We start from the raw sequence: 22647 nt of genomic DNA on the forward strand, positions 1-22647 counted from the left end.
CCCCCCCTATTCCCTATCGGCGAAGTTGCAAAAGTAGTCGCCGCAAAATGGTTGCGTGGCAATCACTTCCACCGGGTACCCGGGCGCATGATCTCAGCAGTGCGCACCCTGGTATCCACGATGGCCGCACTGCTCGTGGTGTCGTGTGCCGAGAGTCCGACCTCGCACAGTGAGCCGCCTGGTCAGGGCGTCACCGATGTCGCCACCGGCCTGGCAGTGCCGTGGGGCATCGCGTTTCTGCCCGACGGCAGCGCGCTGATCGCCGAACGCAATACCGGTGCCATCATGCATCGCCTGCCGACTGGCGCCGTCACCGAGGCCGGCCGAGTGGCCGACGTCCAGGCGCGCGGTGAAGGCGGTCTACTGGGATTGGCCACTACGGGGTCCACGGTGTACGCCTATGTGACCACCGGCTCGGACAACCGGGTGGTCCGGGTGGACTTCGACGGTTCAGCGCTGGGAGCCCAGACGCCCATTCTGACGGGAATCCCCGCGGGATCCATTCACGATGGCGGGCGCATCGCGTTCGGGCCGGACGGCAAGCTGTACGTGGCCACCGGCGAACGCGGCACACCTGAACTGGCGCAGGATCTTTCGTCGTTGGGCGGCAAGATTCTGCGGATCAACCCCGACGGGTCCATACCCGCGGACAACCCCGACCCGCAGTCACCGGTGTGGTCCTACGGCCACCGAAACGTGCAGGGGTTGGCGTGGGACCCGGCGGGGCGCATGTGGGCCACGGAGTATGGCGCGCGAACCTGGGATGAACTCAATCTGATCCAACCGGGCGGCAACTACGGGTGGCCGACGGTGGAGGGCCGCGCTGGACGCGACGGCCTGATCGACCCGGTGCTGCAGTGGTCTACCGACGAGGCATCGCCGTCCGGATTGGCCTACCACGCCGGGTCGCTCTGGGTGGCGGCGCTGCGCGGCCAGCGGTTGATCCGGATCCCGGTCGCCGCCGACGGTGCGCTGGGACCGTCGTCTCCGTTGTTCGTCAACCAGTTCGGCCGCTTGCGCACGGTGGTCGGCGCACCCGATGGTTCGCTGTGGTTCACCACGAGCAACCGCGACGGCCGCGGCGACGCCCGAGACGGGGATGACCGGATCCTGCAGTTCCGGGAGTGAGCCGGCGATCAGGTCGGCTCATCGTCCGCCATCGGCCAGCTCGTACTCTTCCGGGGGCGGGGCGTCAGCGGTGCCGGGAACCTCGGTGCCGTTGATGGGGCAACGGGCCGTCTCCGGCATCCGGATCAGCGCCAGAGCGCCGACCACGCACGAGGCCATCATATAGAACGCGGGCCACAGGTTGTTGCCCGTCTCTCCCACCAGCCACTCGTTCACCGCGGGTGCCGTCCCACCGAAGATCGACGTCGAAACGTTGTAGGCGATCGCGAAACCGGCGAACCTCACCTGGGTGGGGAACAGCGCGGGGAACGTCGCTGAGATGGTGGCCAACTGCGGGACGTAGAGCAGACCCAGTACTGCGAAGCCGATCAGAGCTCCGATGGGTCCGGTGGACATCAGCATGAACATCGGCACCACGGCCACGAACAGTCCGACCAGAGACACCCACCACAGCGGCTTGCGGCCCACCCGGTCCGACAGCAGACCTGCGAACGGGAGGAACACCATCATGGCGAGCTGCCCGATGATGGGGATCACCAGCGACATGTCGGTGGACAGCCCGATGGAGGTCTCCAGGTAGGTCGGCATGTAGCTCAGCAGCGTGTAGTTCACGACGTTGAGCGCCACCACCAGACCGGCGAGACGCACGATGGGGCCGCGGTACTGCGTCACCAGACTCCTGAACCCGGAGCTGACGTTCTCGTCCTGCCCGGACTCCTCCAGTTCCCGGTACACCGGGGACTCCTGCAGCTTCGAGCGCAGGTAGAACCCGATGAGCCCCAACGGGGCGGCGATCAGAAACGGGACCCGCCATCCCCACTCCTGCATCTGGTCGTCGGGCAGCACCAGCGAGACGGTGAGCATCAGCAACGCGCCCGCGGAAAAGCCCGCCAGTGTGCCGAATTCCAGGAAGCTGCCCAACAGACCGCGGCGGCGCGAGGGCGCGTACTCGGCCATGAAGGTGGCCGCTCCGCCGTACTCGCCGCCGGTGGAGAAGCCCTGCACCATCCGCAGGACCACCAGCAGCACCGGCGCCCAGAACCCGATGGACGCGTAGGAGGGCACCAGGCCGACGCAGAAGGTGGCCGCAGCCATCAGCAGAATCGTCATGGCCAGGACCCGCTTGCGGCCCAACTTGTCCCCCAGGGGCCCCCAGACGAATCCGCCCAGCGGCCTCATCAGGAAGGACACCGCGAACGTCATCAACGCCAGCAGTGTGCTGCGCTGTGTGTCGCCCGGGAACATCGCCGCCGAAATGTAGGTCACGCCGTAGGCATAGATGCCGTAGTCGAACCATTCGGTGGCGTTGCCGATGGCGGATGCCGCGATGGCTCGTCGCACATCGCGTTTCGGCGGTGCCGGCACCGACGCCGACGCCGACCCGTCCGGTGTTCCTTCTTCGCGGACCATGATTCTCCTCGCGTAGCGGTCGCCGCTGCACACCGAGGCAGCGCGCGCCGGCAGCGGCTGTGTGCACTGCGATATGTCCGCAGCAGACGTGGGGTCGGAATTTCACGTTACAACGGGGGCGTTTTCGTGTGGCGTCCGGCCCCGGTCCGCGCGAGGGAACGGGTGCGCGTCGGGCGACCCGACCGATCTCCGTTCCACGAAACGAGTTCGGATTGTTGCTTTTTCGCGAAAGAGCGCGAATTCCGTTGCAGCACAGCGTTTCTAACGCAGATACGGCAAGACACCACAGCGCCGAAAGATAACGATCCGATAACAGAAGTCGGCGGCGGTTGTGCGCTTGCAGGCGCCGTCTCGGCTGGTGAGGCGCGATATGTGACCACAGTGGCGCAACGACGGTGCCTGGATTCCGGAGCGAAGTCTCGTTACCTTCGCCGTGCCGATTGACGTGAACTGATGATGATGCGAATGGCTGGTTCGGTAGTGGATGACACAGAACGAAGGCGTTCTGACGGCGGTGAGGGCGTCGCTCAGTCGTGGACCTCAAGACCACGAAACGCCACCGCCGAACACAATTCGTGGTCGTCGTTCCTGCGCCATCCCACCGACACCGACGCCTCGGACATGCAGGCGCTGGTGGCCGGCACGGGAATTCTGGATGTCAACTCCACCTACGCGTACCTGCTGCTGGCCAGCGATTTCGCCGAGACCTGCATCATCGCGCGGCGCGACGATGAGGTGTGCGGGCTGGTCACCGGATACCACCCGCCGTCACGACCCGAGGTGTTGTTCGTGTGGCAGGTGGCCGTCGCCGAGCGGGCGCGCGGCACCGGTTTGGCCGTGACCATGCTCGACGAGCTGGTCCGGCGCGTCCGCGATGCCCGGCAGGGCCATCCCATCACTGTCGAGACCACTGTCGCTCCCACCAACGTGCCCTCGCGTGCCCTGTTCGGCGCCTTCGCCCGGCGCCATGGTGTTCCGCTGGTGGAGAAACCACGTTTCGCAGCAGCACAATTCGGCAGCGACGGTGCGCACGAGGACGAACCGACACTGCGCATCGGACCGATCCTCGCCGCCGTCCCAGGCTGACGTCCGCACCGCTGGAGCACGCCCGACACAGTGTCAGAAGAAAGGATTCATGACCGCACAATCGATTGCCGTCCCCACGCTCGAATCACCCATCGCCGAGGTGTTCGCCTCGGTGGAGTCCGAAGTGCGCAGCTACTGTCGCAACTGGCCCACCACCATGGTCACGGCGCAAGGCTCGTGGATCACCGACAGCACCGGACGGCGCTATCTCGACTTCTTCGCCGGCGCCGGCGCACTGAACTACGGCCACAACAATCCGCTGCTCAAACAGGCTCTGATCGACTACTTGGTCAACGACGGTATCGTGCATTCCCTCGACATGGCCACGGCCGCCAAGGCCGATTTCCTCGAGACCTTCGACCAGCTGATCCTGCAGCCCCGGGGTCTCGACTACAAGGTCCAGTTCCCCGGACCGACGGGCGCCAACTCGGTGGAGGCGGCCCTCAAGCTGGCCAGGAAGGTGACCGGCCGCGAGTCGATCATCAGTTTCACCAACGCTTTTCACGGAATGACGCTGGGCGCCCTGTCGGTCACCGGAAACTCGATGAAGCGCGCCGGTGCCGGAATTCCACTGGTGCACGCCACTCCGATGCCCTATGACAACTATTTCGGCGGTATCACCGAGGACTTCCTCTGGTTCGAGCGGGTGCTTGACGATTTTGGTGGCGGGCTCAACACTCCGGCTGCTGTGATCGTCGAGACGGTCCAGGGTGAGGGCGGGCTCAATGTCGCGCGGCCGGAGTGGCTGCGCGCCCTCGCCGACCTCTGCCGGCGCCGCGACATCCTGCTCATCGTCGACGACGTGCAGATGGGCTGCGGCCGGACCGGACCCTTCTTCAGCTTCGAAGACGCCGGCATCGTTCCCGACATCGTCACACTGTCGAAGTCCATCAGCGGGTACGGGTTGCCGATGGCGCTGACGTTGTTACGCCGTGATCTCGATGTGTGGTCCCCCGGAGAGCACAACGGGACCTTCCGCGGACACAACCCGGCCTTCGTCACCGCCACCGTCGCCCTGAAAAACTACTGGGAGACGGCGAATTTCGCCGAGGAAACCAAGACCAAGGGTGATTACCTCCGTCGGCGCCTCGAGGGCATCGCCGACGCACACCCCGGCGTCAGCACCCGGGGCCGGGGCATGGCGCAGGGGCTGAAGTTCGACGACGAGTCGTCGGCAGCCGCCGTGTGCCGGCGGTCCTTCGAGCACGGACTGTTGATGGAGACCAGCGGACCCCGAGACGAGGTGGTGAAGCTGCTGCCTGCTCTGACCACCTCGATCGACGACCTGGACACCGGGCTGGATGTGCTGGCCGAGTCGCTCGCCACCGTGGCGTCCTCCTGACAATCTGACGAAAGGAGTGGGGGTCGATGATCGTTCGAACCACCCATGAGATCACCGGAACCGACCGTGACGTCTCGGCAAAGGATTGGCGCTCCAAGCGCATCGTCCTGGCCGGCGACGGCGTTGGGTTCTCGTTCCACGAGACCACCATCAATGCGGACTCGGTGAGCGAATTCCACTACCGCCATCATGTCGAAGCGGTCTGGGTGGTGGACGGGTCCGGCACCCTGACCGATCTCGAGACCGGCCAGTCCTATCCACTGGCCCCGGGGACCATGTATCTGCTCAATGGTCATGAGCGCCACCGGGTGACCTGCGACGAGCAGTTGCGGATGCTGTGTGTGTTCAATCCGCCCGTCACCGGTCAAGAGGTTCATGACGAGTCCGGCGCCTACCCGGCAAGCGTCTCATGAGCGCGCCCAGCGTTGCGCCGCTGCGCGACACCTATCCCACCCGGCTGGACCATGCGGCCCAGCCCATCGCACGCATCGAGCCCACCGTGTGGGCCACGGAGTTCAGCGGACCATTGGACGCCGGCGCACTCGAGACGATGGATCGTCGCGGTTACCTGCTGCGGCCCTCGACGGTGGGGCCGGACTGGATACCGCCGCTGACCCAGGAGCTGGAACGCATCGGAAGCGCGCTGGGCGACGATCCCAGGATCATCCGCGAGCCCGGTGGCAGCGTGCGTTCCATCTTCCAGCCGCACCTGCTCAGCGAGGTGATCGAGGAGGTGCTCGGCCTGGATACGGTACTGCCGGTGGCGCGCCAGTTGCTGGGCAGCGACGTGTACCTGCATCAGGCCAGGATCAACGTGATGCCGGGCTTCGTCGGCACCGGCTTCTACTGGCATTCGGACTTCGAGACCTGGCACGCGGAAGACGGGATGCCGTCCATGCGGGCGGTGTCGTGTTCGATTTCGCTATCGGACAACTTCCCCTACAACGGTGCGCTGATGGTCATGCCGGGCTCACACCGGACCTTCTACCCGTGTGTCGGTCAGACTCCCGCCGACAACCACCGAAACTCTTTGGTGAAGCAGGAGCTCGGGGTTCCGGATCGGGCAACACTGACCGAGGCGGCCACCCGCTTCGGCATCGATCAGGCGGTGGGCACCGCCGGTACGGGGCTGTGGTTCGACTCGAACCTGATGCACGGCTCCGGTTCCAACATCACCCCTTTCCCACGCTCCAACGTCTTCCTGGTGTTCAACTCGGTGGAGAATCAACTCGGCCACCCATACGCCGCTGCGTCGCCGCGCCCCGAATACCTTGCCGCGCGGGAGGTTCAACCGCTGCGCTCCGGTCTCTGAGCAGCCGGCTCCGCCGCCTACTTGTCGCTGAGCGGCTGCAGCGGCCTCGGATCGTCCGCCACCTCGTTGGTGACCACCGGGCGTCGGAACGCCGAGGACACCAGGCGAAAGCGCAGCGTCGTATCTGACTGTCGGAACAGTGAATTCATCGCCGACATGGTTCCGCGCAGATCGTCGCGCGCGGTCAGGTAGGTCCACCGGTGCGGCTCGGGCAGCGCGAAGAACCGCTCGAAGAATCCGGGTACGTCGCGGGGCGGCATGCGCAGCAGCGCCTCCAGTCCGATCCGCCGGAACTGGTGGACCGCCAGCGCTGCGGGCGGCCACACGGCGCGCTGGGCGGCCGCCAATGCACGGCCGGGGCGCTGCGGCAGATTCGCGGCGATCGCGTCAGCCACCCGCGGGGCCAGATGCAGTGACGTCGCGAGGCTGAAGCCGGTGGCCGGGTGAACCAGCGGCGCTGACGCCCCGAAGGCCAGCACACCCCGTCCGCGGTGGCGGGGATGATCCACCCGGAACGAGACCCGTTCGGTGCGCGCCTGCTCAGCGGGCCTGATGCCGTAGGTCGCCAGCCGGGCGTGCAGTCGGCGGCGCAGCGTCGCCAGCGGCAGTCCGGGCCGGCGCGCCAACGACGTCTCCTCCGCCAGCACGTCACCGCCGCCCAGCGGCACCACGTACAGGAACGTCGGCCAGCCGTCTTCGCCGTGATCGGCCCGCCAGTCCATGAACAGCGCCTCGCCGGGGGCGGTGAGCGGGGCAGCGGTCTCCTCGTCGAGGATGACGCCGAACGCGGTCTGCTCAGCCGGCAGCCGCGGGGAGGGCGTCCGATCCAGCGGGCGCCATCGCCCGGCAGCGTCCACCACCACCGACGCGCGCAGCTGTGTGCCGTCGGCCAGTGCCACCACACCCGGTTCGGGTGAACCCACCGCGCGTCCGCGATGGAAACGCACGCCCGCGAGCTGGGCGCGCAGATGTGCCTGCAGGGCGGGAACGTCGAGGACGGCGTAATCCCAGCCCAGGCGGTGTTCGCCGATTGCCACCGCGCGGCCTGCAGCGCGCGCGGCCACCACCGTCTCGGGCAGATCGTGCGGTAATTCTCGCCACCACATGCCGTAGGTCGCAGTCCAGGACCGGTCAGGGGCGGGGTCCAGGACAGCGGTGTCCAGGCCGCGGTGTGCGCATGCGGAGGCCAGCGCCAACCCGGCGGGCCCCGCTCCAACCACCAGAACGTCCATCGGCTCCATCGTGCCTGGCCCGCTGGGATACGTACAGGGCAACCCCGGTGGGTACCCGGCCGTCAGGGACGGCGGAGGAGAAGCAGTTGGGCAAGGACACCGAGACGAAGATCTGCGCCGCGTGCGGGCGTCCGTTCCACAACCGCAAGAAGTGGCGGTCCCGGGGTCAGTGGGACCAGATTCTGTACTGCTCGCGCCGCTGCCGGGGTGCGGCGCGCTGAGGCGGCTACGTCAGGGTGTCCGCGAGCGCGGCGCCCAGCCGCCGGCCGGACAGCCAGGCCGACTCGACCCGTGGGGAGCCTGAGGCACACCAGGCATCACCGCAGATCCCCAGCGGACGCCCAGCGGTGGCCAGGCCGAATTCCGCGTCGCCATGGGTGTCTGCGGGTTTGGCGAACGTCCAGCGGTGGGCGTGGGTCCACGACGGCGCCGCGGTGATGTCGAGCAGCCGGGCCACGGCGGCGAGCACCGGCGCCACCGCGTCGTCCGGGCGGTCGAGGTGACTGCGGGCGCGGGCGGCGGTGGTGTGCGCGACCAGAACAGCAGCGCCGTCCCCGCGCCGCGCCCCGTCGTCGGCGATGAACGACACGTCGGGGTCGTCGTTGACGAACGCGGCGTCGGCCAAGGCCCAGCGCCGATCGGGCCACCCCGCCGCGACGGCGATCACCGGCTCGTACTCCACCCACTCGCTCGCATCAGGTGCGAGCCGCGCGGCTTGCGGATCGGGCATGGCCAGGACCACCGCGTCGTGGGTCAGTTCGTCGAGGGACTCGACTGCCGACTCCAGGCGCACCTCCGCGGGCAGCAGGTCGCGCACCAGCGAGCGCAGCCCGTCAGGGGTCGCGAAGCGCACCGGCCCGGTGGTGGCGTCGCCGCCATCCGGGGAGAGCACGTCGAAGGTGTCCGTCCACGGGCGCGTCAGCCCGCGGGCGGTCCACCCGTCGACGACGGCGGCGAAGTCCGGGTCTTTCACCGTGAAGTACGCGGCGCCCAGGTCCACGCGACGGCCGTGCAGCGTCGGTGACGCCATCCGTCCCCCGGGAGCCCGGCCCCGCTCGAAGATCTCGGCGGCGACGCCCCGCTCCGCAAGGGCCTGGGCGCAGGCCACCCCGGACAGACCCGCTCCGATGACTGCGACCCGTGGTGATGCCATGCCCGCGACAGTAGCCGGGCGCACCGGCGGGTCCGACCGGACGACGGTCGTGGTTGCCGGCGCTGCTCGAAAAACGACCGACGAGGCGGTGCCCGGCTAGTAAATTCCCGCCTCAGGAGGATTGTGATGGTGGGCTCCGGTACCGGCGTGTCGTTCGATCGGTGGAGTCGCGCTCTCGTCGGGGCGGCGCTGGGGGTCGGCATCGGGGACGGGTTCCTGCGGGTGGCCGGTGTCGGGCCCTCACTGCAGGACCGGCTGATCTGGGCCGCACCGTCACTGTGGACCGCACTGCTGCTACTCGGCTCCGGCGCCGCACTGGTCCTGCAGTCCACCCGCACACCGTCCGGGCGCTCGCGGATCGGGCGGGCCCTGGGCGTGTCGACGGGTGTCGGTGCCACGGTGTTGCTCGCCGCCTCGGTGTCCGCGGGGCCGTTCGAGCACGAGAACGGCCTGCCGAGCGTGCCCGAGTCGGTGGCGCTGCTGGCGTTGTCCGCGGCGGTCGCCTCCCGCAACCTCGACCGTCCGTGGGTGCGGGTGGCGTGGCCGGTCGGTGTGGCCACCGCGCTGGCTGCGCCTTTCGCCGCGGTGGTCATGTCGCTGTTCGAGGCGGCGGACATGCTGCACGGCGCGCCGGCGTTGGGCATCACGGTGACCTCTGCCGGCATGACCGCGCTGGTGGCCGGTGCGACCGTCCTGTCGCGGCCGGACCGCCAACCGTTGGCCTGGCTGCTCGCACACCGGGACCGCAGCCTGCTGACCTTGCTGGTCGTCACATTCGCACTCGTTCCGGTCTGGGTGGCCATCTGGCGGCTGATCCTGCTGGCGTCCGGGCTGACCGGAGAATCGGTCTGGATCCTGTCCACGACGATGGCGAGCCTGATTCTCGGATTGCCCTCCTTGGTCGTCTTCCGGCGTGTGCAGCGACTCGCCGCCGATCAGCTGACCCGGAGCGCCGCGCATGCCGAGGCGGAGCGGCAGCGCGCCGAAGCCGTGGAGCAGTACCGGATTTTGGCCGACAACACCGTCGATGTCGTTGTGCATCTTCGTGACGGCAGACCGGTATGGGTGTCGCCGTCGATCGAACCCGCCTTCGGGTTGCCCGCACAGCAGTGGCTGGGCAAGGACTTCCTCCCCCGTATCCCCCCGGACGATCACAAGGCCGTCTTCGACGCCCTGGCGCGAAATGCCCAGGGCGACGCGGCCGTCGCGCGGTTTCGCGTCGTGAATGCCGCCGGTGACCATGTGTGGGTGGAAGGGCACGGCAAGCCGTACATCGGCGGCGGAGGCGTCCCGGACGGGGTGATCGTGGCCGTCCGCAACATCGATGCACAGGTGGAGGTGGAGCAGGAACTCCAGAGGGCCCGCGACTCGGCGCTCGCGCTGGCCGAGGCGAAGTCCGATTACGTGTCCACGGTCAGCCACGAGATCCGGTCACCGCTGCATGCAATCAGCGGATTCTCCGAACTGCTGGAGAATCAGTTGTCGGCAGAGGGACTCAGCGAGGCGGCGGAGTGGTCACGACGGGTGCAGGCGGAAGCGGGACGCCTGACGCGTCTCATCGAGGACCTGCTGGACCTCTCCCGACTCGACGCCGGCCGGACACTGATCGCCGCCAAGGCATTCCGGCTTCGTCGCGTGGTGGACGAGGTGATCGCACTGTCGAAGCTCGACGCCGAGGCCAAAGGTCTGCGGCTGGACTACTCGGTGGACCCGACCATCTCGGATTGGCGGATCGGAGATGCCGACCGGCTGCATCAGGTGCTCAGCAACCTCGTGTCCAACGCCAGGAAGTTCACCCGCGAAGGCTACATCGACGTCAATGTCTCGCAGGTGGCCACGGGCGCTGCGGAGGGCTTGGTGCGGTTCGCCGTGACCGACACCGGGCCCGGCATTCCCGGCGAGGACATCGACCGGATCATGCAGCCCTTCGCGCAGGTGTGGAGATCCGACGCCGAGCAGGGAAGCGGTCTCGGCCTGGCGATTTCAGACAAGCTCGTGAAAGCGATGGGGGGAACCGGCCTGGAGGTGGCCAGTCTGGAGGGCCACGGGTCCACCTTCCATTTCACGGTGCCGCTGCCGGAATCGGCGCCGGCGGATCCGTCGTCGGGGCCTGATCTGACCCCCACCGAGTCCGCGGGGACGAAGACCATCCTGGTGGTGGACGACAATGTGACGAACCAGTTGCTGATCGAAGTGCAGCTGCACAAACTCGGGTACCGGTGCGAGATCGCCTCCAACGGATCGGAGGCGTTGGAACGCCTTGACACACAACGGTTCGATGCGGTCCTGATGGACTGCAACATGCCGGTCATGGACGGGTATGAGGCCACCCGCCGCATCAGGGCCGGCGAGCGCGGCACCGGAGATCACCTGCCGGTTCTGGCACTGACGGCCTCGGCCTCGGGTTCCAACCGAGATGCCTGCGAACGAGCGGGAATGGACAGCTTTTTGAGCAAGCCCCTACTGCTGTCCAGGCTCGCGGAGGAGCTGGGGCGGTTCATCGGCGCCGGCGACACACCGGACGGGACCACGCCGTCGGGCAACGACTGCCACCGCGTGCCGCCCATCCTGGATCACGCGCGCGTCGATCGGCTGCTCGAGGAGCTGGGCGCTGGTGCCATCGGGAAGGTGTTGTCCGCGTTCACCACCGAGATGCCCGGCCGGCTGGCCGAACTGCGCCGCACGGCTGCACAGGGAGACCCCGATGCGGTCCGGCGCAGCGCACATGCCCTCCGCTCGCCCAGCGCGATGCTCGGTGCTACTGCACTGGCCGAGCACCTGCGGGCTGTCGAGGAATCATCGGATCCGGCCTCCGGCGCGCTCGACGGACGGCTTGCAGACCTGGTGGCCGATTCGCTGGATCAACTGCATGCCAAGCTCGGCCTGCAGACGAAGGAAGGATGAGGCAGATGAAGGGTGTGCTCCTCAACGCGGTCGAAGAAGCGGTGTCGCGCCGGTGGGGTGGCGACATGTGGGATGACCTGCTCGACGCGTGTCATCTGCAGGGGGCCTACACGGCATTGGGCAACTACCCCGACGGAGAACTCACCGCGCTCGCCGATGCTGCCGCCGAGCGCTTGCAGTGCTCCTCCGACGATGTTCTGCGCCTCCTCGGACGACTCACCTTGCAGCCGCTGATGTCTCGGCACGCCGGCTTGTACGAGACGCCGACCTCGGTCCGTGAGTTCCTACCCAGAATCAACGATGTGATCCATCCCCAGGTTCTCAAGCTCTACCCGGGGGCATCGGTGCCGCGGTTCGTGCTTCGCGACAGCGGCGCCGAACTGGAGCTGGACTATTTATCGGTGCGCAGCATGTGCATGCTCGCCGAGGGTTTGATTCTCGGGGTCGCCGACCATTGTGAGGAGGCTGTGACGGTGGATCAGCCCAGTTGCAAGAAGCGGGGCGATCCCCGCTGCACCATCCGGATACGGGGCGCTCGGTGAATGAGCCCGTCGATCACAACGGTGTCGTCGAACGACTTCAGCGCCGCCTGGCCAGGGAGAAATCGGCCCGACTGCAAGCCGAGGCCATCGCCGAACGGGTTGCCTCGGACCGCTGGGAGCTGCGCAAACAGCTGGAGGACAAACTCGCGTTGCGGACCGCCGAGTTGCAGGCGGCACGTCGAGCCGCTTCTGAGCTGCTCACCGTGCGGCGGCGCGGCCGGGCTGCTCGGACCCACACCCTGCGGACGACCTTGACGGCGCTGTTCTATTTTGCGGAATCGCTCACCGAGTCGGAGCCTCTGCGTGCCGCGCAGATCGCAGAATTGAGGAGACTCCTGTCCGACATGCAGGCGGTCCTGGATTCTCAAGCGGGCGGTTCCGCGGCCCCGGCGGACGTCGGTCCTCCGTCCGAGGCGCTGCTACCCGACATCATCGCGGCACTCGAAACTGGCTGGCACCAGGTCGCCGCTCGCGGGGGCAAGCTGCTGTTGCTGGACATCGACGTCCCACCGGGTCCGGTGCCGTCCGCGGTGATGGACGAAGCCGACGACGTGGTGCTCGGCGCGATCCGCGAGCGGCTCGGCAGTCCAGAGCCGGTGATCGAACTGCGTCTGAGCGTCGGTCCCGGCGGCTTGACGGCCCGCTGAGGCGGTCAGCGGTGCGTCTCACACACCCCCGAGCCTGAACCCGACCCCACGGACCGTCTCGATGCGGCTGGGACGACCCGCTGTGTCGATCTTCTTGCGCAGGTTGCCGATGTGCACATCGACAACGTGATCATCGCCGAACCAGCCGGCACCCCAGAGTTCTTCTCTCAGCCGGTCTCTGGTGTGCACCATCCGCGGCCGCGCCGTGAGCGCATCGAGCAGGTCGAACTCCTTCTTGGTGAGGCTGACCTCACGACCGGACACTGTCACACGTCGGGCGGCAGGAGAGATGCGCAGGTCTCCGAACACCCGCTCGGCGGGTGCGGTGCTGTCGGCCTGCGTGCGCGCCCGCCGGCCCACGGCGGCGACACGCGCGCAGACCTCACTGGGGAAGAACGGCTTGACCACGTAGTCGTCGGCACCCATGGACAGCCCGACCACGCGGTCCACCTCCAGGTCTTTGGCGGTGAGCATGATGATGTGCGCTGCGGATTCCCCTCTGATCTTCCGGCAGACCTCCAGTCCGTCCACCTCGGGCAAGACCACGTCGAGCAGGACGACATCGGGTTGGAAACCCGAAGCGAGCTCCAGGCCGGTCCGTCCGTTGTCCGCGACCGCCACTTCATGACCATCGCGAAGCAGCGCAGGCCGTAGCGTCTCAACCACTTCCGGGGAGTCCTCGACGATCAGAATTCGCACTCTTCCAGTGTGCACCCACCCCTGACTCCGAGGACCGGAATCGACTACGAGAAGCAAGGGGCACACCGGCCTTGGCTGCGCCTGGTGGGGCACTTCAGGCCGGCTCCGGGGATCTGACGGTCTTTCGGGCAACCCGGCGTCGCATTCTGGCGGGCTCGCCGCAGATGGTCAGCATCGGTGTACGCCGAACCACGGACGTATCGACCGATCCGTCGGCGCGGGCATGGGCCAGCAGGAACCTGCTGAGGTCAGCCTGATCGATCATGCGTGCGGCATGAGAACCTGCCTCGGGCAACAAGACCCGGATCGGAAAGCCCAGCCGACGACCGTGCGTCAGGAAGTTGGTCACCGCGGCCAGGCCGGCCGCGGAAAGCTCTTGCACCCCAGTCAGATCCACGATGGCCTTGGTACACCCGTTGTCGAGCACACGCGCGAAGCTGGCTCGCAGCCCCTGCGCCTCGGTGGCGTCCAGAAAAGGTGCCGGGCGAACAATCGCGATACTCATGCCGCCACCTCGGACATCGGCAGCTCGTCGACGGTGACCACCGGGTCGATCGGATTCAACGCAGCGTAGCGGCCGGTCAGCTCGAGGATGACTCGGGCCGCGACGCTGCTTGCGGCAAGCACCAGGTCACCACCGAGGTCCAGACACCGCAATCTGGTCGCGATCAGAGCGTCGATCGCGCTCTGGTCCATGTGACGAACGGCGCCGGCATCGATCTCCACCACCCCGCCACGCGACGCGGCCTGCCGCGCCGCGGCCTCGAACCGGGGAGTCTCGTGGATGTCGAATCGGGTGGGCAGGACAATCCTGCACCTGCGCCCCGACTGGCACGCTACCGCGTCCTGCAACACTGCCGGCACTGTTGTCATCGCCTCTGGCCCTTCCCTGTTCGGCCGCGCTGGCCGATCATTTTTCGGTACCTGCCAAAGGTAGGAATTCACGTGCAAGATCAGGGGTGGCGATGAGTCAGGATTGGCTCAAGAGTGGACCCGCCCTGTGTCCAGGACAGTCGAACGCACAGCTACGCCGGTGTGCGCAGCGCGCTACACCGGCGTAGGAGTGTCAGGGGTTGTCGTTGGTTGCCGAGACGGCGCCGTCTACGCCGCGTGCACCTACCAGCCCGGCTCACCACCACGTCGCCGGGCGCAGGCCTCCTGCAGATGGGCCACATGCCAGTCGGTCACATCGGCCAGCGGCACACCGCATGCTGCCGCCCTGTTCGCCTCTCCCATGGCGGCCATGTGCGCGGGATTGCGAATCACCTCTTCCAGCGCCCGCGCCAGGTCTTCGGAGTCGGTGGCGTCAAACGTGACTGCGCGAAAACCCTCTTCCCGCATGCACTCCGCCAAGTCGCCGATGTCGGGCATCACCACAGGGCACCCGTAGGAACCAGCTTGGTGCAGCACACCTGAGGACCCGGTGGTACTGGTGTAGGGGAAAACGGCGACGTCTGCGGCGTTGAAGACCAGGGGAATGTCCTCCTCAGGCACATAACCGGTGAAGGTGACCCCCCGCAGATCCCGGTACTTGTCCTTGACACCAGCCAGATATCCGACTGCGTTGTGGCTGTCGGTACCGGCGACGACGACGTCGATCTCGACCCCGCGCCGGTGCAGGAGGGCAGAAGCATCGAGAAGGACATCCACCTTCTTGTAGGTGCCCCACTTCCCGAACGCCAGGATCGAAGGTATCGGTTTGTGCTTCCGCGCAACGATTCTCGGTTCCTCGAAGCTGCCGTGGGGGGCCAGGTAGACGTTGCGGGCGCCGTAACGCTCCCGTAGCACGTCGACGTACTGCGGCATCGTGACGCACACTTTGTCGGCAGCGAGAACCATCCTGGTCACCAGGCCGCCGAAGAACGTGAGCAACCTGGTCAGCGCGGGATTAGAGGAGAACCCCGCCTTCTCGAGGTCGACGGTGTCCACGAGGTTGTGCATCAAGACCACTGTCGGAATTCCGATGAGACGCAACACCAACGGCAGCAGCAGGCCGATCGCCGCCGCCACCTTACCGGCGCCGAAGCTGGTGAAATGGGCGTTCACCATCACCACGTCGGCCCGCGTCACCCGCGCCGTCCTGGCGATTCTCAGCGGGTTGAGCAGCGATCCGTAACGCCATGCCGGGGTGGCGCTCGCGTTATCCGGGAGATCCGCGACGCGGCCACCGGTGTCGTCGTGGAGGACGATCAGCTCGCGTACCTCGGCCTTGGCCGCGAGGTGGTGGGCGAGGTGGTACCCGTATTCGTTGAGCGTGGTGCGGCTCGGCGGGTAGGCGGTGACGAGCGCGATCTTCAGTCCTGGTGTCATCGTCTTCCTGGTCTGGTCCTGGGCAGAGCCCTGTTGATGGGTGGTGTGGTCTCACGAAGGGAGTCGGTGACCTCTACGCCGCTACCGCGGCGAGATGGCGCGGATACCGGCCGCACAGGTCCCGGTAGCGCAGAGCAGCCACATCGCACAGAAACCGGACCGACTCTCGACCCGGGCTGACCTTGGATCCGGGTGCTTCGATCCAGCGCACGGGAATCTCCTCGACCGCGATCATCCAGCGCTGGGCGAGCCAGAGAATCTCCAGATCGAACGAGAAACCGTCGATGCGCGAGGCATGGAACAATGCCTGAGCCGACTCCCGGGTGAAGAGTTTGAATCCACATTGTGTGTCTTTGATCCGGACACCGGTGGCCTTCCGCACGCCATGGCGCAGAGCGCCGCTGATGACACTGCGCAGCCGGCCGCGGCCACATTCGTGGGCACCCTCAGCCGCTCGAGATGCCACTGCGACGCCTACACCCTGCTCGACAGCGGCAAGCAACCGGTCGAATTCCTCGATGGGGGTGGACATGTCGGCGTCGGTGAACAGCACGTAGGCTCCCCTGGCTGCCATCACCCCGTCACGGACGGCGGCGCCTTTGCCACGGTTCATGCCAGGTTCCAGCACCGTGACATTGGCCAGGCGCAACGACCTGACCAGGTCGGGAGTGCCATCGACGCTGCCGTCGTCAGAGACGATCAACTCCCACGACAGTCCGGTCGAACACAGGTGTGCGGCGATGGCGCCGATGGTGGGCACGATGCGGGCGTGTTCGTCGTAGACCGGTATCACCACCGAGACATCCGGTCCGGTGACCAATTCCCTGTCCCGCCATGCTTCGAAGTCTGCGTAGGTCATCGCTGCGATCCTCTCGTTCGGATACGAACGTAGAGAGGGCGATTCAAGATGTACTGCGGCCGAAGTCAAGCCCTGGTCAAGATTGCCGGACAGCCCGGACGCGGCTGTTCGTCTGCACCCGGCCGCTCAACGCGCTGGCGCAGTCGGTGCGCATCTTGGGCATTTCTTGACGATCGGCAGCGGGTTCGCTTGACCGGCGGATCCGACGATGTAGTAAGTGTCAATCACCGAATCGCCCAGCGCAGTCCGCGCGGCTCACCGGCAGATCAGCGGTGCGCTGGTCCTCTCCGTGACGATGCTCGGGGTGGCCGGGGCCAATTATGTGCTCAATCTGGTGCTGGCACGCTCCCTGTCTGCTGCGGAGTTCGGCGACGCCAACCTGGCGGTGAACCTGGTCCTGATCGCGGCGGCAGCTGCGGCCACCTTCCAACTCCTGTCGGCCCGCAGCGGCCCGACCGACGAGCGGGCGGGAATCGACAGTCGTCGTCGATTGACGCGCTGCGCGTGGATCATCGGTGGTTGTGCCGGCGCCGGGATGGCACTGGGCTCCAGTGCCCTGGCCGATGCATTCAATACATCGACCCCCTGGGTATTCGTGGTGATCGGCGTGGGCCTGCCGGTCTATCTGGCGCAGGCTGTCGCGCGCGGAGCTCTTCAGGGCGATCTCCGGCTGGCGCACCTGGCGCTGAGCTACGCCGCCGAAGCGGCTGTCCGAGTCGGGATTGGCGTCGTGATGCTCGCACTCGGATACGGCGCGGTGGGTGCCGCAATCGCCATCTCGTTGTCCTTCGTCGCCTCAGCGTTGGTCGCCAGACACCGGGCAGCGGCGGCGGGCACCGGTCTTGCCGGATCGGGATCGAGAGCGGACACCGAAAGCCGGGTCACCGCTGCACTGTCGGTGGCCGCGACGGTTCTCCTGACGGCACAGGTCGTCATCGCCAACGGCGACGTGCTCTTGGCCAAGGTGCTGATGGCGCCGGAGGCCGCAGGCGACTACGCGGCGGCTGCCGTGATCGGACGCGGACTGTACTTTCTGTCTTGGGCGGTGGTGCACAGTACGTTTCCCGTCGTCGCCCGCGCCCACTCCCGGGAGCAGCGGCGCCGAGCCGTGCACCGCGCTCTGCTGATGGTCGGGGCCATCGGAGTGAGCGGTGTGGCGGCGATGGTGGGTGCGGGTGACCGGTTGGCCCCCGTCCTGCTCGGAGACGGTTACCACGATGCCGCCGCGGTGCTGGTCCCGTACGCGATCGCCACGGCGCTGTTCGCCGCGGCGAACCTGATCGCCAGTGTCGACCTGGCAGTTGGTCGCTGGCACGGGGCGGCTGCCCTGATGACGGGCGCCGTGGTGCAGACACTGCTTCTGGTGGCTTGCGGCACCACACCGATGTCGATGGCCGTGGCCCAAGTGGTCGCGATGTCTTTCACCGCTTTGCTGGTGGGCGCCGCCCACCTTTGGGACAATCGAACCGAACTGCGGAGTTTCCAGCCGGCGTCGGTGGCCGACGAACTCGGGGAGCACTGAGATGACCATGACCCACCTACCCGGAGTTTCCGGATCCTCCCGGCGCCCTTCGGCGCGGCCCGGCGGACGCACGATCTTGTTCCTCGGGACACACGGGCAGGCCAACGTCGGAGACGAGCTCCTGCTCGACACCTTCCTGGCCGAGCTGGGCCGAGAACACACGTATCTGGTCAACTCCTACGACCCGGATGCCACCATCGCCCAGCTTCGCGACCGCTTCGATGTGACGGCCTTCCACACCAGCAGGCAACGCCTGACGTTGCTCCGAAATCTGCTCCGCTGCAACGTCATCGTGTTCGGCGGCGGCAACATCCTCAAAGAACTCTATGGTTCGGTCGGCAGATGGAGATACTCCACTCTGGCCATGGTCCTCGCCCTGGTGCTGCTGGGACGGCTGGCGGGCAAGCCCGTTCTGATGGCCAACGTCGGCATCGGGCCGGTGGATTCGGTGCTCGGCCGCTTGTTCGTGCGCGTCATTCTGCGGCTTGTGTGGGTGATCTCCGTGCGCGACGAAGGATCCTTGCGTGCTGCGCTTTCCCTCGGCTGTTCCGAGCACAAGGTGCGGCTGGTTCCCGACGCCGTCTGGGTACGCAATCCCGGTTCTTTCCATGTCTCGCATGTTTCCCCGGTGACACGAGATCCTCACCGTCCCCTCAGGATCGCGCTGAATCTCAACAAAGACGTGGATGTCGCCGATGAGTGGGAGCTGTTTCTGGACCGGCTCGTGCAGGCGCTGAACCTGGTCGCACAAGCGCACCGTGTCGAGTTCCATGCGCTGCCGATGCAGTGCGCCTTCAAGAGCGGGACCGACCTCGACGTGCTGCAAGCAGTGCTGGCCCGTCTCCACGCGCCGGTCTGTATCCATGCGCCCGACGATCATCACGAAGTTGCTTCCATCATCTCCGACTGCGACCTGGTGGTCAGCGAGCGGCTGCACGCGATCGTCATGTCGGTTGTCCTCGGCCGCCCGGTCGTGGCTCTGCCCTACGACATCAAAGTGCGTCACCTGGTGACGCAGCTCGGCATCAAGGAACGTTCTTTCGATGTCTCTGCCGCGCTCGACCCCGAGCGCCTGGCGGCGGCGATTCTGGACACCGTGGCCGACAGCGGTCGCGAAACAGACCGGTTGGCAGCTGTTGCTGCTGCCAAACGTCACGACGCTGCTCGCGGGTTTTCCGCACTGCGGTCCTGGGTGGCCGCTCCCACCCGGAGATGGGAGTTGCCCGACGCGTGAGCAGCGCCGCACAGCCGTCCGAGAACTTCCCCGAAGCAGGGGCGCGGTACGCGACCGTTCGGCCGGACGGGAATGCCGGACGACACCGATCGAACTTCACCGCAGACAGATTCGCGTACCAGCGCATTGCACTGGTGGTGTGCCTGCTCTACTTCCTCGCCAGTTTTGTCGTCTTCCGCGAGGTGCTTTTCGCAATCCCCGACATCCTGTCCGGCAAGCGGGTGCTTGTCGGCGACGAACTGGTCCCGTTCTTCAATCCCAGCAGCCAATTGCTCGAGCAGGCCCAGGGCAAATTCAGTGAACTCACCAACGGTTACGAATTCCGGGTTCGATACGCATTTCTCACCACATGGCTGCGGCACTACATGGTGCTGCCGTTCGCGGTACTGCTGGTGCTGCCCGCGATTGTCAGTGCCGCATATCTGACCACCGCGTGGTTCATCCGGCGTGGCTTCCCGTCGCTGACCGCCACCAACGTCTACCTGGCCACCGCTGCGCCCACAGCGCTGATCTACATGATCATGATCTACGCGAAGGTGACGCACTTCTACACCCTCGTCCTGGGTCTGTGTCTCATGACCATCAGCGTCTTCCTGATGTTGGATGCGTTGTTGTTCAGGCCTGTCCGCTGGGGGCGCAGGATGATCGCCGCGTGTCTGGTGACGCTGTTCAATCCCGCTGTCCACTATCTGGTGCTGTTCGCGTTGTTTCTCGGTCTCGCCGTCATGACGCTGATCCTCGGGGAGGCAGTCAAATTCATCCGCTCCGCGGGTGCGACGACGGTGCGGAAGGCCGTGCAGGTTCCGTTACACGTCCGACGCGCGCAATTACGCAGGTTCCTCGGCGCCCCACGGCGCCGGGTCCGCGTCGCCGCGCTCATCCGGCGGATGAACACCACCACCACCGTGAAATGCGGGTGGGCGCTCACCGCACTCGTGGTGTTCGCTCTGATCCCGTACGGACTTTTCGTCAAATTCATCGCGTTGCGCGGGGTGGGCGAGCTCTCGGAAACCGTGCCCGGCGACTACTACTTCATCCGGGACGCGTCGGTGTCCCTGCTCCACATCTTGTCCTGGGACCTCGCCGGCATCATGGACAAGGTCAACTTCGGCGATTACCTCGCCAAGGTGCCCCGCGTATCCAACATCGTCTACACCGCGCTGCTTCTGGTCCCCATCGTGATCCCCGGGGTGCGAAGGACATTGTTGTCCGCAAGAGCACAGCGGCAGCTGTTCGGGGTGATCTACGTCAACGTGGCGTTCGCGGTCTGGGCCACGGTGGGCTACGCCGACCCCACCTGGTTTCCCACCTTCCATCGGTCCGTTGCCGCCTTGACGCGGTTGGTCGCCGATGTCAATCCGAGCGCTGGAGATGCCGCCATCGCGGTCGCATCGACGGTGGTTCAGGTCCTGCGCTTCCCGCACCGCTTCCAACTCATCCTGTTCATGCTGGCGCCGCTGCTGCTGGCGCTGACATTGGCGTGGGCGCTGGGGGTGCTGGACCGCAAGGTGCGGCCGTCGGCCACCGAATCCGCCGAGGTGCCTCGTGACCATACTGCCGGACGGCGCCTGATCGGTCGCCTCGGCCGACGCGGCGCCACGGTGCCGGTGGCACTGGCCACCATTGTCAGCCTGGGCCTGATGGCACCACTGTTGACCAACGCGACCTACCGGTCGGCCTACGGCAGCGGTGACTTCGGGGGATTCCTCGCGGCCTACCCGGTGCAGGACCTGCGGCTGCTCAAGGAGGAACTGGCCACACTCCCCCAGGGAAAGACCGTGGTCCTGCCGCCGACGGAGACCGCCAAACTTGTTGTGGGCCCGGATGGCAAGTCACACAAGTTCATCGACAAGTTCTACATCTACTACCTGGATCAGCCGAGCTTCTACTATGGCCTGACCGGGGACAAACAGAACAAGTTCGAGTTCTTCCTGCTGCTGCGGGCCTTGTACTACCAGCAGGATTGGTGGGTGAACATCGCCCGCGACATGGGTCTGACGTACATCGTCTTGAACAAGCAGGTTGAGAACAACCGCGGTGTGGGCGCGGAGTATCTGCCCGATATTGAAACCTATCTCCGGGACGGTATCGAAGCGGTACCGGAGCACGTGAGCCGACTCTACGAGAACGACGGCTTCGTGCTGTACAGGCTGGACGATCCTGCTCCCGAGAACAGACCGGTGTTGCTGTTCGACACGTCATGGAAAGGGTTCCTGGACACAGTGTTCAACCGCCTGGACCTGTCGCGCTGTTATGACTTCCGGTACATCTCGGACTACACGGGGACCGACGGGCGCAAGCCGGTCGAGCTCATCACCGATGACGCTCCGCAGGCCGCTTTGGACATCTGGTCGGTCGACAATCCGGGTAGCTTCTTCGCCCCGACCACCAACGGCAACGCGTTCAACTCCGACGTGGTGACCTCGGCATACTATCTGTCGCCGATGTTTCGACTGTATCTGTTCTTCTCCGACACCAAGTTCAATCGCGCGGAGATGATCACCCCCGGAATTTTCGGCACCTTGAACGGTTCCTTCGTCGCGTTGCCCGAGACCACCGAGATCAAGGTGCCGGTGAAAGTTCCCGAGACGGGCCGCTATCGGGTACTGCTGCGGTCTGCGGCCACCGCCAACCAGCTGCTGTTGCGGTCCACCTCCCTCGACCTGGAGACGGAGGTGGAACTCCGCTCACCACCCGGTGCCCTGGAGTTCTTCGCGAAGAAAGCGGTCTATGACGCCAATCGCGCACCCACACCCGTATCAGGCCTGTCGGTCCAGCAGTTGGAACGGCTCGTCCCGACCGAACTCGTCCCAGTGAACCTACGTTTCGTGTACCAGGATCTGGGAGTGGTCGATGCCCGAGCCGGTTCCCACACCATCGTGATCGACAAACGGGACGCCAACCCGATGCTCATGGAAGGTGTGCTCCTGATTCCGGAAAACGAGTATGACCGAATCGAATTGCCCGCCTCGGTACACGTTGTTCGGGATGTAGACGGATTGGGATGCTCGGAAAGAACCGAGGTCCGAAGCGGCATGTCGGAAGGCGCCGACGCCGTTGGGGGCGATGTGAACAACAACCTCACGCCGCAGCAGCTGCTCGAACTGCTCGGCGGCATGGACGACCTGAGGACTGCGAATCCGGGTGGAACCGGCATACCGTGGCTCCAGCTGGCAGCAACTGTCCTGCTCGTATTCGCCTGTTTAGCAGTGATTCAGCGACACATCCGGCGTGACCCCGACAGGGATCGATGACTTCAGACAGCGA

20 protein-coding genes are annotated in these 22647 nt (G+C 66.2%); 12 read left to right on the top strand and 8 right to left on the bottom strand.

Annotated elements, in window-relative coordinates:
• The first annotated feature begins 87 nt into the window (after positions 1-87).
• The gene (locus G6N58_RS02985; RefSeq protein ID WP_115279783.1) at positions 88-1128 is read left to right on the top strand and encodes a PQQ-dependent sugar dehydrogenase; all 1041 of its coding nucleotides are present in this window, start codon (positions 88-90) and stop codon (positions 1126-1128) included.
• Positions 1129-1146: 18 nt separating this feature from the next.
• Here G6N58_RS02985 and G6N58_RS02990 read toward each other — a convergent pair whose 3' ends face one another.
• On the bottom strand, positions 1147-2538 hold the full coding sequence (locus G6N58_RS02990) for an MFS transporter (protein ID WP_115279782.1): 1392 nt from the start codon (positions 2536-2538) through the stop codon (positions 1147-1149).
• 480 nt (positions 2539-3018) lie between these two features.
• On the opposite strand from G6N58_RS02990, the gene ectA reads away from it, so the two are divergent.
• Genes ectA through thpD form a run of 4 tightly spaced genes read left to right on the top strand, consistent with a single transcriptional unit; the run spans position 3019 to position 6278 of the window.
• Entirely contained in the window at positions 3019-3624 is a 606-nt protein-coding gene (ectA, locus tag G6N58_RS02995) for a diaminobutyrate acetyltransferase (RefSeq protein ID WP_435406170.1), read from the top strand.
• A 49-nt stretch (positions 3625-3673) separates the two neighbouring features.
• Positions 3674-4966, top strand: coding sequence for a diaminobutyrate--2-oxoglutarate transaminase (gene ectB, locus G6N58_RS03000; RefSeq protein ID WP_163907861.1), 1293 nt, complete (start codon positions 3674-3676; stop codon positions 4964-4966).
• 26 nt (positions 4967-4992) lie between these two features.
• Positions 4993-5379, top strand: coding sequence for an ectoine synthase (locus tag G6N58_RS03005; RefSeq protein ID WP_115279781.1), 387 nt, complete (start codon positions 4993-4995; stop codon positions 5377-5379).
• Positions 5376-6278, top strand: a complete 903-nt coding sequence (gene thpD / locus G6N58_RS03010) for an ectoine hydroxylase (protein WP_115279780.1) — start codon at positions 5376-5378, stop codon at positions 6276-6278. The genes G6N58_RS03005 and thpD overlap by 4 nt, the downstream gene beginning before the upstream one ends.
• Before the next feature lie 17 nt (positions 6279-6295).
• On the opposite strand, the gene G6N58_RS03015 is transcribed toward thpD, so the two are convergent.
• Entirely contained in the window at positions 6296-7510 is a 1215-nt protein-coding gene (locus G6N58_RS03015) for a lycopene cyclase family protein (RefSeq protein WP_232067707.1), read from the bottom strand.
• Between G6N58_RS03015 and G6N58_RS30685 the strand changes: the two genes are divergently transcribed.
• A complete protein-coding gene (locus G6N58_RS30685; RefSeq protein WP_115281851.1) occupies positions 7456-7731 on the top strand; it encodes a DUF2256 domain-containing protein in 276 nt (91 codons plus the stop codon). The genes G6N58_RS03015 and G6N58_RS30685 overlap by 55 nt on opposite strands.
• Positions 7732-7736: 5 nt before the next feature.
• Here the strand turns inward: G6N58_RS30685 and G6N58_RS03025 are convergent, their stop codons facing one another.
• Positions 7737-8663, bottom strand: a complete 927-nt coding sequence (locus tag G6N58_RS03025) for an NAD(P)/FAD-dependent oxidoreductase (RefSeq protein ID WP_115279778.1) — start codon at positions 8661-8663, stop codon at positions 7737-7739.
• Positions 8664-8789: 126 nt separating this feature from the next.
• Here G6N58_RS03025 and G6N58_RS03030 point away from each other — a divergent pair, with 126 nt between their 5' ends.
• Genes G6N58_RS03030 through G6N58_RS03040 form a run of 3 tightly spaced genes read left to right on the top strand, consistent with a single transcriptional unit; the run spans position 8790 to position 12756 of the window.
• Positions 8790-11567 carry an ATP-binding protein gene (locus G6N58_RS03030; RefSeq protein WP_163907863.1) on the top strand — a complete coding sequence of 926 codons (2778 nt, stop codon included), beginning with the start codon at positions 8790-8792 and terminating at the stop codon, positions 11565-11567.
• Positions 11568-11572: 5 nt separating this feature from the next.
• Positions 11573-12109: a heme NO-binding domain-containing protein gene (locus G6N58_RS03035; protein WP_163907865.1), complete on the top strand. Its 537-nt coding sequence runs from the start codon at positions 11573-11575 to the stop codon at positions 12107-12109.
• Positions 12106-12756, top strand: a complete 651-nt coding sequence (locus G6N58_RS03040; protein WP_115279775.1) for a hypothetical protein — start codon at positions 12106-12108, stop codon at positions 12754-12756. The genes G6N58_RS03035 and G6N58_RS03040 overlap by 4 nt, the downstream gene beginning before the upstream one ends.
• An 18-nt stretch (positions 12757-12774) precedes the next feature.
• Here the strand turns inward: G6N58_RS03040 and G6N58_RS03045 are convergent, their stop codons facing one another.
• From G6N58_RS03045 to G6N58_RS03065, 5 genes are all read right to left on the bottom strand, one after another.
• Positions 12775-13455, bottom strand: coding sequence for a response regulator transcription factor (locus G6N58_RS03045; RefSeq protein WP_232067708.1), 681 nt, complete (start codon positions 13453-13455; stop codon positions 12775-12777).
• A 94-nt stretch (positions 13456-13549) separates the two neighbouring features.
• Complete coding sequence (locus G6N58_RS03050; protein WP_115279773.1) at positions 13550-13960, bottom strand: STAS domain-containing protein; 411 nt, start codon at positions 13958-13960, stop codon at positions 13550-13552.
• Positions 13957-14328 carry an STAS domain-containing protein gene (locus G6N58_RS03055; RefSeq protein ID WP_115279772.1) on the bottom strand — a complete coding sequence of 124 codons (372 nt, stop codon included), beginning with the start codon at positions 14326-14328 and terminating at the stop codon, positions 13957-13959. The genes G6N58_RS03050 and G6N58_RS03055 overlap by 4 nt, the downstream gene beginning before the upstream one ends.
• 243 nt (positions 14329-14571) lie before the next feature.
• Positions 14572-15765 carry a glycosyltransferase gene (locus G6N58_RS03060; protein WP_115279771.1) on the bottom strand — a complete coding sequence of 398 codons (1194 nt, stop codon included), beginning with the start codon at positions 15763-15765 and terminating at the stop codon, positions 14572-14574.
• Between the two features lie 73 nt (positions 15766-15838).
• Positions 15839-16624 (bottom strand): dolichyl-phosphate beta-glucosyltransferase, encoded by a 786-nt coding sequence (locus G6N58_RS03065; RefSeq protein ID WP_115279770.1) that lies wholly within the window; start codon positions 16622-16624, stop codon positions 15839-15841.
• Positions 16625-16841: 217 nt separating this feature from the next.
• Here G6N58_RS03065 and G6N58_RS03070 point away from each other — a divergent pair, with 217 nt between their 5' ends.
• From G6N58_RS03070 to G6N58_RS03080, 3 genes are read left to right on the top strand one after another with little or no spacing between them, the layout of a single operon-like run.
• Positions 16842-18146: an MATE family efflux transporter gene (locus tag G6N58_RS03070; RefSeq protein WP_115279769.1), complete on the top strand. Its 1305-nt coding sequence runs from the start codon at positions 16842-16844 to the stop codon at positions 18144-18146.
• Between the two features lie 7 nt (positions 18147-18153).
• A complete protein-coding gene (locus tag G6N58_RS03075) occupies positions 18154-19380 on the top strand; it encodes a polysaccharide pyruvyl transferase family protein (protein WP_232068074.1) in 1227 nt (408 codons plus the stop codon).
• Complete coding sequence (locus G6N58_RS03080; RefSeq protein WP_115279767.1) at positions 19377-22634, top strand: MFS transporter; 3258 nt, start codon at positions 19377-19379, stop codon at positions 22632-22634. Before G6N58_RS03075 ends, G6N58_RS03080 begins: the two co-directional genes overlap by 4 nt.
• Positions 22635-22647: the final 13 nt, after the last annotated feature.

Origin of the sequence: Mycolicibacterium tokaiense (genome assembly GCF_010725885.1) — a bacterium.
GTDB lineage: Bacteria > Actinomycetota > Actinomycetes > Mycobacteriales > Mycobacteriaceae > Mycobacterium > Mycobacterium tokaiense.

Bases quoted from the DNA above. Each gene is read 5' to 3' on its own strand.
- G6N58_RS03035 (WP_163907865.1), top strand. From the start codon at position 11,573: ATGAAGGGTGTGCTCCTCAACGCGGTCGAAGAAGCGGTGTCGCGCCGG.
- ectB (WP_163907861.1), top strand. From the start codon at position 3,674: ATGACCGCACAATCGATTGCCGTCCCCACGCTCGAATCACCCATCGCC.
- G6N58_RS03015 (WP_232067707.1), bottom strand. From the start codon at position 7,510: ATGGACGTTCTGGTGGTTGGAGCGGGGCCCGCCGGGTTGGCGCTGGCC.
- G6N58_RS03055 (WP_115279772.1), bottom strand. From the start codon at position 14,328: ATGACAACAGTGCCGGCAGTGTTGCAGGACGCGGTAGCGTGCCAGTCG.
- G6N58_RS30685 (WP_115281851.1), top strand. From the start codon at position 7,456: ATGCGGAGGCCAGCGCCAACCCGGCGGGCCCCGCTCCAACCACCAGAA.
- G6N58_RS03065 (WP_115279770.1), bottom strand. From the start codon at position 16,624: ATGACCTACGCAGACTTCGAAGCATGGCGGGACAGGGAATTGGTCACC.
- thpD (WP_115279780.1), top strand. From the start codon at position 5,376: ATGAGCGCGCCCAGCGTTGCGCCGCTGCGCGACACCTATCCCACCCGG.
- G6N58_RS03025 (WP_115279778.1), bottom strand. From the start codon at position 8,663: ATGGCATCACCACGGGTCGCAGTCATCGGAGCGGGTCTGTCCGGGGTG.
- G6N58_RS03005 (WP_115279781.1), top strand. From the start codon at position 4,993: ATGATCGTTCGAACCACCCATGAGATCACCGGAACCGACCGTGACGTC.
- G6N58_RS02985 (WP_115279783.1), top strand. From the start codon at position 88: ATGATCTCAGCAGTGCGCACCCTGGTATCCACGATGGCCGCACTGCTC.
- G6N58_RS03075 (WP_232068074.1), top strand. From the start codon at position 18,154: ATGACCCACCTACCCGGAGTTTCCGGATCCTCCCGGCGCCCTTCGGCG.
- G6N58_RS03060 (WP_115279771.1), bottom strand. From the start codon at position 15,765: ATGACACCAGGACTGAAGATCGCGCTCGTCACCGCCTACCCGCCGAGC.
- G6N58_RS03030 (WP_163907863.1), top strand. From the start codon at position 8,790: ATGGTGGGCTCCGGTACCGGCGTGTCGTTCGATCGGTGGAGTCGCGCT.
- G6N58_RS02990 (WP_115279782.1), bottom strand. From the start codon at position 2,538: ATGGTCCGCGAAGAAGGAACACCGGACGGGTCGGCGTCGGCGTCGGTG.
- G6N58_RS03050 (WP_115279773.1), bottom strand. From the start codon at position 13,960: ATGAGTATCGCGATTGTTCGCCCGGCACCTTTTCTGGACGCCACCGAG.